General features: G+C 59.5%; 12 protein-coding genes. 4 read left to right on the top strand and 8 right to left on the bottom strand.

What is annotated here, in order from left to right:
• Window positions 1–11 precede the first annotated feature (11 nt).
• Window positions 12–620: a transcriptional repressor LexA gene (gene lexA, locus IE038_RS05930; protein WP_189395302.1), complete on the top strand. Its 609-nt coding sequence runs from the start codon at window positions 12–14 to the stop codon at window positions 618–620.
• Window positions 621–632: 12 nt separating this feature from the next.
• On the top strand, window positions 633–1,106 hold the full coding sequence (gene sulA / locus IE038_RS05925) for an SOS-induced cell division inhibitor SulA (RefSeq protein ID WP_189395301.1): 474 nt from the start codon (window positions 633–635) through the stop codon (window positions 1,104–1,106).
• A 65-nt stretch (window positions 1,107–1,171) separates the two neighbouring features.
• Here sulA and IE038_RS05920 read toward each other — a convergent pair whose 3' ends face one another.
• From IE038_RS05920 to IE038_RS05890, 7 genes are all read right to left on the bottom strand, one after another.
• Complete coding sequence (locus IE038_RS05920) at window positions 1,172–1,405, bottom strand: hypothetical protein (RefSeq protein ID WP_065758458.1); 234 nt, start codon at window positions 1,403–1,405, stop codon at window positions 1,172–1,174.
• Between the two features lie 50 nt (window positions 1,406–1,455).
• Complete coding sequence (locus IE038_RS05915; protein WP_163938526.1) at window positions 1,456–1,977, bottom strand: DUF6586 family protein; 522 nt, start codon at window positions 1,975–1,977, stop codon at window positions 1,456–1,458.
• A gap of 141 nt (window positions 1,978–2,118) precedes the next feature.
• The gene (topA, locus tag IE038_RS05910) at window positions 2,119–4,731 is read right to left on the bottom strand and encodes a type I DNA topoisomerase (protein ID WP_189395300.1); all 2,613 of its coding nucleotides are present in this window, start codon (window positions 4,729–4,731) and stop codon (window positions 2,119–2,121) included.
• A gap of 100 nt (window positions 4,732–4,831) precedes the next feature.
• A complete protein-coding gene (locus IE038_RS05905; protein ID WP_163938524.1) occupies window positions 4,832–5,083 on the bottom strand; it encodes a DUF1653 domain-containing protein in 252 nt (83 codons plus the stop codon).
• 79 nt (window positions 5,084–5,162) lie between these two features.
• Entirely contained in the window at window positions 5,163–6,338 is a 1,176-nt protein-coding gene (fadA, locus tag IE038_RS05900) for an acetyl-CoA C-acyltransferase FadA (RefSeq protein WP_163938520.1), read from the bottom strand.
• 31 nt (window positions 6,339–6,369) lie between these two features.
• Window positions 6,370–8,517: a fatty acid oxidation complex subunit alpha FadB gene (gene fadB, locus IE038_RS05895; protein WP_163938516.1), complete on the bottom strand. Its 2,148-nt coding sequence runs from the start codon at window positions 8,515–8,517 to the stop codon at window positions 6,370–6,372.
• Window positions 8,518–9,017: 500 nt separating this feature from the next.
• Window positions 9,018–9,455: a hypothetical protein gene (locus tag IE038_RS05890; RefSeq protein WP_163938514.1), complete on the bottom strand. Its 438-nt coding sequence runs from the start codon at window positions 9,453–9,455 to the stop codon at window positions 9,018–9,020.
• 110 nt (window positions 9,456–9,565) lie between these two features.
• Between IE038_RS05890 and IE038_RS05885 the strand changes: the two genes are divergently transcribed.
• Entirely contained in the window at window positions 9,566–10,009 is a 444-nt protein-coding gene (locus IE038_RS05885) for a universal stress protein (protein WP_189395299.1), read from the top strand.
• A gap of 41 nt (window positions 10,010–10,050) precedes the next feature.
• On the opposite strand, the gene IE038_RS05880 is transcribed toward IE038_RS05885, so the two are convergent.
• The gene (locus IE038_RS05880) at window positions 10,051–11,970 is read right to left on the bottom strand and encodes an ATP-binding cassette domain-containing protein (protein WP_189395298.1); all 1,920 of its coding nucleotides are present in this window, start codon (window positions 11,968–11,970) and stop codon (window positions 10,051–10,053) included.
• A gap of 210 nt (window positions 11,971–12,180) precedes the next feature.
• On the opposite strand from IE038_RS05880, the gene IE038_RS05875 reads away from it, so the two are divergent.
• Window positions 12,181–14,109 carry a transglycosylase SLT domain-containing protein gene (locus IE038_RS05875; RefSeq protein WP_163939443.1) on the top strand — a complete coding sequence of 643 codons (1,929 nt, stop codon included), beginning with the start codon at window positions 12,181–12,183 and terminating at the stop codon, window positions 14,107–14,109.
• Window positions 14,110–14,151: the final 42 nt, after the last annotated feature.

Raw genomic sequence — 14,151 nt, 5'->3', positions numbered from 1 at the left:
GAGCGATCGACATGCTAAAACTGACGCCACGCCAAGCTGAGATTCTGGCTTTTATCAAACGCTGCCTGGAAGACAACGGCTTCCCGCCAACACGTGCGGAAATCGCCCAGGAGCTGGGGTTCAAGTCGCCCAACGCTGCCGAGGAACACCTCAAGGCGCTGGCCCGCAAGGGCGCTATCGAAATGACCCCGGGCGCCTCTCGCGGCATCCGCATCCCGGGTTTCGAGGCCAAGAGCGACGACAGCGGCCTGCCAATCATTGGCCGAGTTGCCGCGGGTGCGCCCATCCTCGCCCAGCAACACATTGAGCAATCCTGCAGCATCAACCCAAGCTTCTTCCACCCCAAGGCTGACTACTTGCTGCGCGTTCACGGCATGAGCATGAAGGATGTCGGCATTCTGGACGGCGACCTGCTGGCAGTTCACACCTGCCGCGAAGCCCGCAACGGCCAGATCGTCGTGGCGCGTATCGGCGACGAAGTCACGGTCAAACGCTTCAAACGCGAAGGCAACAAGGTCTGGCTGATGGCCGAAAACCCAGAGTTCGCCCCCATCGAGGTCGACCTCAAAGAGCAGGAACTGGTGATCGAAGGCTTGAGCGTCGGCGTTATTCGCCGTTAATTAGGAGGCGTTATGCAGTTCCCCCATGTACCTCAGCAAGCCCAACTGCCGTTGTTCGAGGCGTTCCTGGCCCAGCCGGTCCTGCCGCGCCTGAAGCCTGCAGAGCCTTCGCGACCGAACAACGATCCCGAGGTATTCAGTGAGCTTTCCTTCCGAGGCGCACTGGGGAACTGCCAAAGCCTGCTGGCCCCAATGCTTCGCGAGTTGAGCGAAGAGCAGGATGCCCGCTGGCTAACCCTGATCGCGCCACCTGTCAGCCTGACACAAGCCTGGCTACGCGATGCCGGCCTGAACCGCGAACGCATTCTGCTGCTGCAGCCACGGCACACCCAAAGCGCACTGCAGCTGGCCTGCGATGCCTTGCGCCTGGGCCGCAGTCACACCGTAGTGAGCTGGCTAAACCCGGTCAGTACTTCCGCACGCCAGCAACTGGTCAATGCAGCACGAGCCGGGCACGCGCAAAGCCTGAATATCCGCCTTGGCTGATATCCAGCAGGTCAATACACGGTAACAGACAAGGCTTCTCCAGAACGGAGAAGCCTCAAGGGCGATTAATGCAAGACCCGCGGGCCGTCTTCACGCTCGATCTCGCCTTCAACCAGCTTGCCAGCCATCTGCACGCCCACGCTGAGCATGGCCTTGGCCACTTCTACGTGCTGCCCTTGCAGAAAAGCCTTGGCGTCCTCAGAGAAGTCCAGGGTAACCAGCGACCCTTCGTCCTCGGCGCGGCGCAGTTCGATGCGACCGTCAGGTAACTCGACAATTTCTAGAAAGGACGTTGGCATAAAGGGCTGTTCTCCACGAAAGGCTGGCATTGTACCAGCCGCCGGTGAACTCAGCACTCACTCAAACCCTCGCGAAAACGAACGGTCAGGCTTTTGAGATTCTGCCGCCAAAGCTCCAATTCTTCCCGCGACAGCGGCTCAACCTCAGGCTCATCAAGGCTGACCGCCTGAATCAATGGCTGAGTAACGTCGGTTTTCGGTTTTTTTGCCGCGACAGGCGGTCGGAACAAATTGGCATAAGCACTGAGTAAATGTGACAGCCAGGTTTCCGGTTGACGCGCCAACTCGATCAGCTCAGCCATTTCAGGAATGGCCACCGCCTCAAGCACTTCAGCGGTCAGCAGCAGCTCGACACGTGGCGCACCGGCTTGCGGTAAACGGTAGAAGCCCGCGATTTCATGGCACAGCCCCAGTAACGCCCCATAGAGGTGAAAGAGTGCTGATTCACGCTCGGCCTGAGTCAGCGCCTGGGCATTCATCGCCCGACTCTCCTGCGCCTTGCCAAGCGCCTCAAGGGCCAGGCCAGCGAAATAGATCTTCTGGTTAGTGCGGGTATAGAGTTCCTGGGCCATCTGGATGCCCTCCGAAAGGCTGCAAGGCGGGCCTGCCAGTTTCAGGGATGCCCAGTCCGACCGCAAGCGGTGTCTAGCCCTGAAATGAAAAAGGCCGCATCCGACACAGGTCGGATGCGGCCTTCGACTGCGCCAGAACGATCAGCGCTTGTCTTCGACCTTCCAGGCGTTGCCATCGTAGAACGCACGCCACCCGGTAGGCTTGCCGTCTACCTCGGTCTGTACGTACTGCTCCTTGGTCTTGCGGCTGTAACGGATAACCGCCGGACGACCCTCAGGGTCTTTCTTGGGCGCTTCGCACAGGAAATGGTACTTAGGATCAATCTCGTCCTTGTGCGGAACGATCTCGATGACCAGCGGCGCACGGGTTTCACGGTTTTTCGGGAACTGGCTGGCCGCCAGGAACAAGCCCGAGGCGCCGTCACGCAGCACGTAGGTGTCATCGACCTTCTCGCACTTGAGCTCCGGCATTTTCACCGCATCCATCTTCGGCGGCGCCGCCTCACCGCTCTTGAGCAGCTTGCGGGTGTTCTTGCACTCGGTGTTGGTACAGCCGAAGAACTTGCCGAAACGCCCCGTCTTCAACTGCATTTCACTGCCGCATTTGTCGCACTCAAGGCTCGGGCCTTCATAGCCCTTGATGCGATAGTTGCCCTCTTCGATTTCGTAGCCGACGCAATCCGGGTTGTTACCGCAGATATGCAGCTTGCGCTTCTCATCGAGCAGGTAGGCATCCATCGCCGTGGCGCAGATCGGGCAGCGGTGCTTGTTGCGCAGTACCCGCGACTCGGACTCACCCTCGTCATCAGCGGCAATCTCGTCACCCGGCACCAGGTTGACCGTCGCCTTGCAGCGCTCTTTCGGCGGCAGGCTGTAACCGGAGCAACCGAGGAACACGCCGGTCGAGGCAGTACGGATCATCATCGGACGACCGCAATCACGGCACGGAATATCGGTCAGTGTCGGCTGGTTGGCACGCATGCCGTTTTCGCTCGACTCGGCCGCCTGCAGCTTGCTGCTGAAGTCACCGTAGAATTCATCGAGGACGCTCTTCCAATCACGCTCACCCTGGGCGACGTCATCGAGGTTCTCTTCCATGCCGGCGGTGAAGCCGTAGTCCATCAGGTTGGAGAAACTCTCGGACAGCCGCTCAGTGACGATATCGCCCATCTTCTCGGAGTAGAAACGGCGGTTGTGCAAGGTGACATAACCGCGGTCCTGGATGGTGGAAATAATCGCTGCGTAGGTCGACGGGCGACCGATACCGCGCTTTTCCATTTCCTTGACCAGGCTGGCTTCGGAGAAGCGCGCCGGCGGCTTGGTGAAATGCTGGCTTGGGTCGAGCTGGATCAGCTTCAGGCTTTCGCCCTGCTCCATTTCCGGCAGCACGTCGTCGTCGCCCGGCTTGCTCTGTTGCGGCATGACCCGGGTATAACCGTCGAACTTCAGGATACGGCCCTTGGCACGCAGCTCGAACTCCCCGGCTTTCACGCTGACGGTGGTCGACAGGTACTGTGCCGGTGGCATCTGGCAGGCGACGAACTGGCGCCAGATCAGCTCGTAGAGGCGTTCGGCGTCGCGCTCCATACCACTGAGCTTGCTCGGATGGGTATTGACGTCGGAAGGACGAATCGCTTCGTGAGCCTCCTGAGCGCCTTCCTTGCTGCCGTACACGATTGGCGCCTCAGGCAGGTACTTCTTGCCGAATTCGCTCTCGATATAGCTGCGAGCCATTTCCACGGCATCGACCGACAGGTTGGTCGAGTCGGTACGCATATAGGTGATGTAACCGGCCTCATACAGACGCTGGGCCATCATCATGGTTTTCTTCACACCGAAGCCCAGGCGGTTGCTGGCAGCCTGCTGCAGGGTCGAGGTGATGAACGGTGCCGACGGCTTGCTGCTGGTCGGGCGGTCTTCGCGCTTGACGATGCTATAGCTGGACGCCTTGAGCTTTTCCAGCGCAGCCATCGCCTGGGCTTCGTTGAGCGGCTTGAACGCTTCACCGTTCTCACGTGCCACTTCAAAGCGCACCTTGGCATTCTTGGCGGTGCCAAGGTCGGCGTGGATCTCCCAGTACTCTTCCGGGATGAAGGCGCGGATCTCGCGCTCGCGCTCGACCACCAGCTTGACTGCTACCGACTGCACACGACCGGCCGACAGGCCACGGGCAATTTTCTGCCACAACAGCGGCGACACCATGTAGCCCACTACACGATCGAGGAAGCGACGTGCTTGCTGGGCATTGACACGGTCGATATCCAGTTCGCCCGGCTGGGAGAACGCTTCCTGAATGGCTTTCTTGGTGATCTCGTTGAACACCACGCGCTTGTAACGATCATCATCACCACCGATGGCTTCGCGCAGGTGCCAGGCAATGGCTTCCCCCTCGCGATCCAAGTCGGTTGCGAGATAGATGGTGTCAGCATCCTTGGCCAGACGGCGCAGCTCTTCGATGACCTTTTCCTTGCCAGGAAGGATCTCGTACTTGGCTTTCCAGCCGTGGTCGGGATCTACGCCCATGCGAGCGACCAATTGCTTGCGCGCCTTTTCCTTGGGCGTGAGTACCGGCCCCTCCGCCGCGGCAGCCTTGCCGCGCTTGGCAGCAGGCTCCTTGCTGGCGCTGGCCGAACCGCTGGTGGGCAGGTCTCGGATATGGCCGATACTCGACTTCACCACGTACTGGTTGCCCAGGTACTTGTTGATGGTCTTGGCCTTAGCCGGGGATTCCACAATGACCAGCGATTTGCCCATGGATCGGAAAATTCCTGAATACTGAAAATAAAAACACGGCAGGTACCTGACGTGGCACCGCTATATATAGTGGCAACAGAGTGAGGTCAAGCGCAGTGAACTAGCCGGCTTCGGCATCGCCACAGGTAAACAACGTCTCTTCGGCCTTGACCAAAGCAAAGCGTGGCACCTGCTCGCCGTCAACCTCGACCGACTCGAGGAACATCGAAACTGGCCGCACCCACAGGCCAAACTCGCCATAGAGCGCTTGATAAAACACGACCCACTCCTCGGTTTCGGAGTGTTGGGCGACACTGAATACACGATACTCAGGCCCTTTGTAATGCCGGTATACGCCTGGTTGTATCTGCATGCTGCCTGCCCTCTTGAGAAAAATATCCTGCACAAACAAAAACCGGGGCACAAGGCCCCGGCTTCCTACCGCCAAACGCTTAGACGCGTTCGAAAACGGTGGTAATGCCCTGACCCAGGCCTACGCACATGGTCGAGACACCGAAGGTACCGCCATTCTGCTTCATGACATTGAGCAGGGTGCCGGAGATTCGAGCACCGGAGCAACCAAACGGGTGACCCAGTGCGATCGCGCCGCCGTGCAGGTTAACCTTCTCATCCATCTTGTCGAGCACTTTCAGATCCTTCAGTACTGGCAGTGCCTGTGCTGCAAAGGCTTCATTGAGCTCGAAGAAGTCGATATCAGCAATACCCAGACCGGCACGCTTGAGCGCTTTCTGCGTCGCCGGCACCGGGCCGTAGCCCATGATCGCCGGATCAACACCCGCCACTGCCATCGAGCGGATCACCGCCAATGGCTGAATGCCAAGGTCCTTGGCGCGCTGCGCCGACATCACGATCATGCACGAGGCACCGTCAGTGATCTGCGACGAGGTACCTGCCGTCACGGTGCCACCCTTCGGATTGAACGCCGGCTTCAGTGCCGCCAGGCTTTCCAGGGTGGTGTCCGGCCGGATGGTTTCATCGTAGTCGAAGACTTTGAGAAAACCATTCTCGTCATAGCCCTGCATCGGGATGATCTCGTCCTTGAACTTGCCTTCAACCGTCGCCTTGTGGGCGAGCTGGTGCGAACGCAGACCAAAGGCATCCTGCTGCTCACGGCTGATGCCGTGCATCTTGCCAAGCATTTCAGCCGTCAGGCCCATCATGCCCGAGGCCTTGGCCGCATGCAGTGACATGTGCGGGTTCGGATCGACCCCGTGCATCATGCTCACATGACCCATATGCTCGACGCCGCCGACGACGAAAACGTCACCATTGCCAGTCATGATTGCCTGGGCGGCGGTGTGCAGCGCGCTCATCGAGGAACCGCACAGACGGCTGACCGTCTGCCCGGCAGCGGTGTGCGGGATCTGGGTCATCAACGAAGCCATGCGGGCGATGTTCCAGCCCTGCTCCAGGGTCTGGTTGACGCAGCCCCAGATGACGTCCTCGACTTCGCCAGGATCGACCTTGGCGTTGCGCTCCAGCACTTTGCTGATCAGGTGCGCCGACATGTCTTCGGCGCGAGTATTGCGGTGCATGCCGCCCTTGGAGCGGCCCATCGGGGTGCGACCGAAGTCGACAATCACCACGTCTCTTGGATTCAGGCTCATAAATTCATTCTCGCTCTATATCGTTGGGCGCTTAACCGAAGAAGCTCTGGCCGTTCTTGGCCATTTCACGCAGCTTCGCGGTGGGGTGATACAGCGGCCCCAGATCGGCGTACTTATCGGCCAGGGCAACGAACTCAGCCACCCCGATCGAGTCGATGTAGCGCAGCGCACCGCCACGGAAGGGAGGGAAACCGATGCCGTAGACCAGGCCCATGTCTGCTTCGGCAGCGGTCTCGACGATGCCGTCTTCCAGGCAGCGCACGGTTTCCAGGCACAGCGGGATCATCATCCAGTTGATGATGTCTTCATCGCTCACTTCGCGCTGTTCGTAGACGATCGGCTTGAGCACTTCCAGCACCGACGCATCAGCGACTTTCTTCGGCTTGCCGCGCTTGTCGGTCTCGTAGGCGTAGAAGCCTTTGCCATTCTTCTGGCCCAGGCGCTTGGCCTCGTACAGCACGTCGACAGCCGAACGACGGTCGTCCTTCATGCGATCAGGGAAGCCTTCGGCCATCACGTCACGACCGTGGTGACCGGTGTCGATACCCACCACGTCCATGAGGTAGGCCGGCCCCATAGGCCAACCGAACTTCTCCATGATCTTGTCGATACGAACGAAATCGACACCGGCGCTGACCAGCTTGGCGAAACCACCGAAGTAAGGGAACAGTACGCGGTTGACCAGGAAACCCGGGCAGTCGTTGACCACGATCGGATTCTTGCCCATCTTCTTGGCGTAAGCCACGGTGGTGGCAACGGCAACATCACTGGACTTCTCGCCACGAATGACTTCGACCAGGGGCATCATGTGCACCGGGTTGAAGAAGTGCATGCCGACGAAATTTTCCGGACGCTTGAGCGCCTTGGCCAGCAGGTTGATGGAAATGGTCGATGTGTTGGAGGCCAGGATTGCGTCTTCCTTCACCTGACCTTCAACCTCGGCCAGTACCGCTTGCTTGACCTTGGGGTTCTCGACCACGGCTTCGACGATGATGTCGACGTTGGCAAAGTCGCCGTAGGACAGGGTCGGGCGAATCGCGTTCAGCGCTTCGGCCATTTTCGCCGGGGTCAGGCGACCTTTTTCAACGCGATTGCCAAGCAGTTTGGAGGCTTCGTTCAAGCCCAACTGGATGGCTTCCTCACGGATATCCTTCATCAGGATCGGCGTACCCTTGACCGCTGACTGGTAAGCGATACCGCCACCCATGATGCCGGCACCGAGTACGGCAGCCTGCTTCACATCACGCGCGATCTCGTCATGGGCCTTGGCCTTGCGCTTGAGCTCCTGATCGTTCAGGAACAAGCCGATCAGGCTTTGGGCGACCGAGGTCTTGGCCAGCTTGACGAAACCGGCAGCCTCGATTTCCAGGGCCTTGTCGCGCCCGAAGTTGGCCGCCTTCTGAATGGTCTTGATCGCTTCGACTGGCGCCGGGTAGTTCGGACCAGCCTGGCCCGCGACAAAACCCTTGGCCGTTTCAAACGACATCATCTGCTCAATGGCATTGAGCTTGAGCTTGTCCAGCTTCGGCTGACGCTTGGCCTTGTGATCGAACTCGCCACTGATGGCACGCTTGACCAGGTCCAATGCCGCTGCCTGCAGCAACTCAGGCGCAACCACGGCATCGACGGCGCCGACTTTCAGCGCGTCTTCAGCCCGGTTCTCCTTGCCGGCGGCAATCCATTCGATCGCGTTGTCGGCACCGATCAGGCGCGGCAGACGCACGGTACCGCCGAAGCCCGGGTAGATCCCCAGCTTGACTTCCGGCAAACCGATCTTGGCGCTGCTGGCCATGACGCGATAGTCCGCTGCCAGGCACATCTCCAGGCCGCCACCCAGGGCGATGCCGTTGATTGCTGCCACGGTCGGCACCGGCAGGTCTTCGAAATCGCTGAAAATGCGGTTGGCTTCCAGGTTGCCGGCGACCAGCTCGGCCTCGGGCAGCTTGAAGTTATCGACAAACTCGGTGATATCCGCGCCGACGATGAACACGTCCTTGCCACTGCTGACAATCACGCCCTTGATCGATGCATCGGCCTTGATAGTGTCCACGGCCTGACGCAGTTCGTTCAGGGTAAGACGGTTGAACTTGTTGACGGACTCACCCTTGAGGTCGAACTTCAGTTCGACGATGCCGCTTTCAAGAGCCTTAACCGTGATGGCTTTACCTTCGTAAATCATCAACTGATCTCCACGATATGGAAGCTGAACAGTACACGCCGATCGCTGGAGCAAGGTTCGCCAGGCCATGAGCCTGTGTTTGTCGAACCCTTGCACCAGGCACACCCGTCAGCGCGATAGTCGGGATTCTGGAAGCGCTTTCTTGTAATACAAACGCTCAATTCATACGCCCGTTTGATTGGGGTGTGCACACATTCTCCGAAATCCCTTCGGTTGTCAAATACACAAAAGTGTCGTGAAAACGCGACTTTCCGGTCACTTTCCCTGGGCAACAGGAAAATCACAGCCACGCTGATAGACCATCATTCATATAAACGATAGTCGTCGCGGCCTCACCACAATCGGTGAACCTTCAAGACATGGAGGAAAAGAAAAATCAGAATGTGCAGCCTGATACGGCAGCACAGCTACACTCGAAGCCATACGAATGATAGCCGGCCTGCCTGGCCCGTAGCCCGATCACGAATGGATCGGGCTTTTTTCTTGAATGGCCTGAAGGCTCAAGCCAGGTTGCGGAGCACTTCGGCAATATTTTGCAATACAGCCGATTCACCCTTCTCGCCCCAGTACAGCGCGATCATTTGGGGCCCCGCCTCGACCTTGTAAACGCTCTCGGGCAGCTTGGCAAACTGCTCCAGCAACCGAGGATCGGCACAGGGTTCACGCCACTGATTCTGCCACTGCCCGGTTTCGACCTGCCAATAGCACCAGTTGTCCTCCCGCCCTTTGCGCCGGGCACGATGGTACTGCGCACAGGTGCTGGGAGGCTCCTCTGGCAACCAGTGCGGCCAGGTTTGCGGCGACAATTGCATGGCCAGGCCCATACGCCGAGCCTCCATGCGCAGCGCCATGCGCCCACTCTGCCGACGGGACGGCAACAGCCACGCCATGGGGCTGAGAATCAGCGCAAGGATTGACACCACCAGCCAGACCGTCATATCTGTTGTTCCTAATTAAGCCTTAAAGACGAACTGATTGATCTCAGTCCAGAACAATCAGCCCGAAACCGACCATACTTTAACCATTGCGATTGCCAGGAGAGCCTCTCATGTCCTACGAACACATACTGGTTGCTGTAGACCTTACCGAAGAGTGCGATCCGGTCATAAAACGTGCCCGTGAACTCGCCAGCACTGGCGAAACCAAGGTATCGCTGGTGCATATCGTCGAGCCCATGGCCATGGCCTTTGGCGGCGATGTGCCGATGGACCTGTCACAACTGCAACAGCAACAATTCGATCAGGCCAAGGAACGCATGGATCGCGTCATCAACAAATACCCTGAACTGAACAAGAGCAACGTCCACCTGACCTACGGCCAACCACGCCAGGAGATCCATACGCTGGCCAAGGAACAGGGTTGCGACCTGATCGTGGTCGGTAGCCATGGTCGTCATGGGCTGGCCCTGCTACTGGGTTCCACCGCCAACGACGTACTGCATGGCGCTCCCTGCGACGTACTTGCCGTGCGCCTGGCAAAAAAACCCGAGTGACACGCAGGCCCGTCGCGCAACCGCGCGACGGGCCCAACTCGTCAACTGTCCAGTTCAGCCCAGCGCTCTACCAACACATCCAGCTCACCCTGCATCGACTCCAACTGCGCGAGCACCTTGGAGGTCTCGTCGATTGGGCGCTGATAGAAACTTGAGTCGGCGATTTGAGCCTGAACGGCGGCCATCTTCTGCTCAAGCTCGTCGATCTGCCCCGGCAAGGCGTCCAGTTCACGCTGCAGTTTGTAGCTGAGCTTCTTCTTCGCCTCTACCGGTTGAACAACCGCTGCGGGCTCTGGCTCAGGTGCGCTGACCACCGCACTGTTGAGCTCAGGCTTACCGGATTTGTTTTCGGTCACACCGAGCAACTTCGGCGAACCGCCTTGGCGGATCCAGTCCTGATACCCACCCACATACTCACGCACACGACCCTCACCCTCGAACACCAGGGTGCTGGTAACCACGTTGTCGAGGAATGCCCGGTCGTGGCTGACCATCAACACCGTACCCTTGAAGCTGGACAGCACCTCTTCAAGCAGTTCAAGCGTCTCTACATCGAGGTCGTTGGTCGGTTCGTCGAGCACCAGCAGGTTGGCAGGCTTGCTGAACAGCTTGGCGAGCAACAGGCGCGCACGCTCTCCTCCCGACAGCGCCTTGACCGGGGTCCGGGCGCGCTGCGGGCTGAAGAGGAAATCGCCGAGGTAGCTGAGCACATGACGGCTCTGGCCATCGATATCAATGAAATCGCGGCCTTCGGCCAGGTTATCGATAACGGTTTTTTCCAGGTCCAGCTGATGACGCAACTGGTCGAAATAGGCCACTTCCAACCGGGTACCGGACGAAACCGTACCGCTGACAGGTTGCAGGTCGCCAAGCATCAGCTTGAGCAGCGTAGTCTTGCCGGTACCGTTGGCACCGAGCAGGCCGATACGGTCCTCACGCTGCAGCACCATGGAAAAATCGTTCACCAGCTTCGGGCCACCTGGGTGAGCAAAGCTGACATTCTCCAGCACCATCACCTGCTTGCCGGATTTCTCGGCGGTGTCGAGCTGGATGTTGGCCTTGCCCTGGCGCTCGCGACGTTCACTGCGCTCGACGCGCAAGGCCTTCAGCGCACGTACACGGCCTTCGTTACGGGTACGTCGGGCCTTGATGCCCTGGCGGATCCAGACTTCTTCCTGGGCCAATCGCTTGTCAAACAGCGCATTGGCGGTTTCCTCGGCGGCCAGCATGGCCTCCTTGTGCACCAGGAAACTGGCATAGTCGCCGTTCCAGTCGATCAGGCCGCCACGGTCCAGTTCAAGGATCCGGGTCGCCAGGTTCTGCAGGAAGGAACGGTCGTGGGTAATGAACAGGACTGCGCCACCAAAACCGCTCAAGGCATCTTCAAGCCAGGCGATGGCGCCGATATCCAGGTGGTTGGTGGGTTCGTCAAGCAACAGCAGGTCCGGCTCGGACACCAGCGCCTGCGCCAGCAGGACACGACGACGCCAGCCGCCGGAAAGCTCGGCGAGGGTCTTGTCGGCGGGCAACTGCAGGCGGCTCAGGGTGCTGTCGACCAACTGCTGCAGGCGCCAGCCATCACGCGCCTCAAGGTCATGCTGAACATGCATGAGCTTTTCCAGGTCAGCATCGTTGGTGATGTTCTGACTCAGGTGGTGGTATTCGGCAAGCAGCGCTCCAACGCCGTCCAGGCCTTCGGCGACCACATCAAACACGGTCCGTTGGTCGGCCACCGGAAGCTCTTGCGGCAGCTCGCCGATCTTCAGCCCTGGCGCGCGCCATATTTCACCATCGTCGGGTTTCTGATCACCCTTGACCAGGCGCATCATGCTCGACTTGCCAGTACCGTTGCGGCCGATGATGCAGACCCGCTCGCCACGGGCGATTTGCCAGGACACTTTGTCCAGCAACGGCATCGCGCCGAAAGCCAGGGACACATCGCTGAATTTGAGCAGGGTCATGATCTTCTCCAAAAACCGGGCGCGTATTCTACCCGGTTTGCGACACACTCACATCAAGGAAGAACCTTCTATGCGCCATGCCCTTCATTACAACTCGATACAAGCACAGTGCTTTGATCAGCCCCCGGCAACCGGCTAAGCTTAACCAGGTAATCCCCATCAGTGCTGGCGACGCCGACACTTGTTTTGGTCAAACTGTTCGGAAGTATCATGCGCCGTCGCCTGTACACCCTCGTTTCATGCATTGTTCTTTCTGCCTCTGCGGTCAGCGCCGCACAGGCGACCGATATCACGCTGCAACGCCAGTATTACGATGAAGCCAAGCGCGCCCTGGCCAAGGGCGACAGCGGCCCGTACCGACGTTACGCCCAGGCACTGAGCGACTATCCTCTCGAACCTTACCTGGCGTATGACGAGCTGACCGCTCGCCTGAAAACGGCCAGCAATGCCGAAATCGAGAAGTTCCTCGCCGAACATGGCGACCTGCCACAAGCCAACTGGATGAAACTGCGCTGGTTGCGCTGGCTGGCTGATCGCGGCGAATGGGATACCTTTGCCCGCTACTACGACCCCAAGCTCAACTTCACCGAACTCGATTGCCTCAACGGCCAGCACCTGCTGATTCAGGGCAAGCGCGCCGAAGGCTATGCCAGTGCCGAAAAACTCTGGCTGGTGGGTAAATCACAACCCACAGCCTGCGATGCCTTGTTCGACCGCTGGGCCGCCGAAGGCCAGTTGACGGAGCAAAAGCGCTGGCAACGGCTGAAGCTGGCCGCCCAGGCGCGCAACTACGCCCTGGCGAACAACCTGGTCAAGACCTTGAGCGCCCTCGCCCCACAAGGCCGCCTGCTGATCGATGTCGCACAGAAACCCGAACTGCTGAATCAGCCGGGCCGCTTTGCCCCAGCCAACGAAGCCATGTCCGACGTGGTCAGCCTCGGCTTGCGGCGCCTGGCTCGCCAGGATCCAGATCGGGCCATGGCGCTGCTCGACGACTACGCCAATCGCATGCACTTCTCGCGTGACGAGAAAGTCGCAATTGCCAACGAGATCGGTCTGACCCTGGCGCGCCGCTACGATCCGCGCGCACTCGACCTGATGACCCGCTACGATCCAGAGTTGCGCGACAACACGGTCACCGAGTGGCGTCTGCGCCTGCTGCTGCGCCTGGGCCGCTGGGAGGATGCCTACGAGCTGACCAAGCGCTTGCCGCAAGACCTGGCCAGCAGCACCCGCTGGCGCTACTGGCAAGTCCGCAGCCTGGAACTGGCACAACCGAAGAACCCGCAAATTCCACTGATGTACAAGACCGTCGCCCGTGAACGCGATTTCTATGGGTTCCTTGCCGCCGACCGCGCACAAACGCCCTACCAGCTCAACAGCAAGCCGTTGGTGCTGAGCCAGCAGGTCATCAACAAGGTGCGCAACACTCCGGGCATACGCCGTGCCCTGGAGTTCCATGCCCGTGGACAGATCGTTGACGGACGCCGCGAGTGGTATCACGTCAGCCGCCACTTCAACCGCGACGAGATGGTTGCCCAAGCCAAGCTGGCGTACGACATGCGCTGGTACTTCCCGGCCATTCGCACCATCAGCCAGGCACAGTACTGGGATGATCTGGATATCCGCTTCCCGATGGCGCACCGCGACACCCTCGTGCGCGAAGCCCAAGCCCGCGGACTGCACTCAAGCTGGGTATTTGCCATTACCCGTCAGGAAAGTGCCTTCATGGATGATGCGCGCTCCAGCGTTGGCGCCAGCGGCCTGATGCAATTGATGCCTGCCACCGCCAAAGAGACCGCCCGCAAGTTCAGCATTCCGCTGGCATCCCCGGCACAGGTATTGAACCCGGAGAAGAACATCCAGCTGGGCGCCGCCTACCTGAGCCAGGTACACGGCCAGTTCAATGGCAACCGGGTGCTCGCCTCGGCCGCCTATAACGCCGGCCCCGGCCGTGTCAGACAATGGCTACGGGGCGCCAACCACCTGAGCTTCGACGTCTGGGTTGAATCGATCCCCTTCGACGAAACGCGCCAATATGTACAGAACGTGCTGTCCTACTCGGTGATCTATGGGCAAAAGCTCAACTCACCACAGCCACTGGTGGACTGGCACGAACGCTACTTTGACGATCAGTAAGCCCCCGCTGATGCAGCCATGGAGCCTTGACAGGCTCCATGG

Origin of the sequence: Pseudomonas laurentiana, from assembly GCF_014648275.1 — a bacterium.
Classification (GTDB): Bacteria; Pseudomonadota; Gammaproteobacteria; order Pseudomonadales; family Pseudomonadaceae; genus Aquipseudomonas; species Aquipseudomonas laurentiana.
This window is presented reverse-complemented; position numbering and strand designations above follow the sequence as displayed.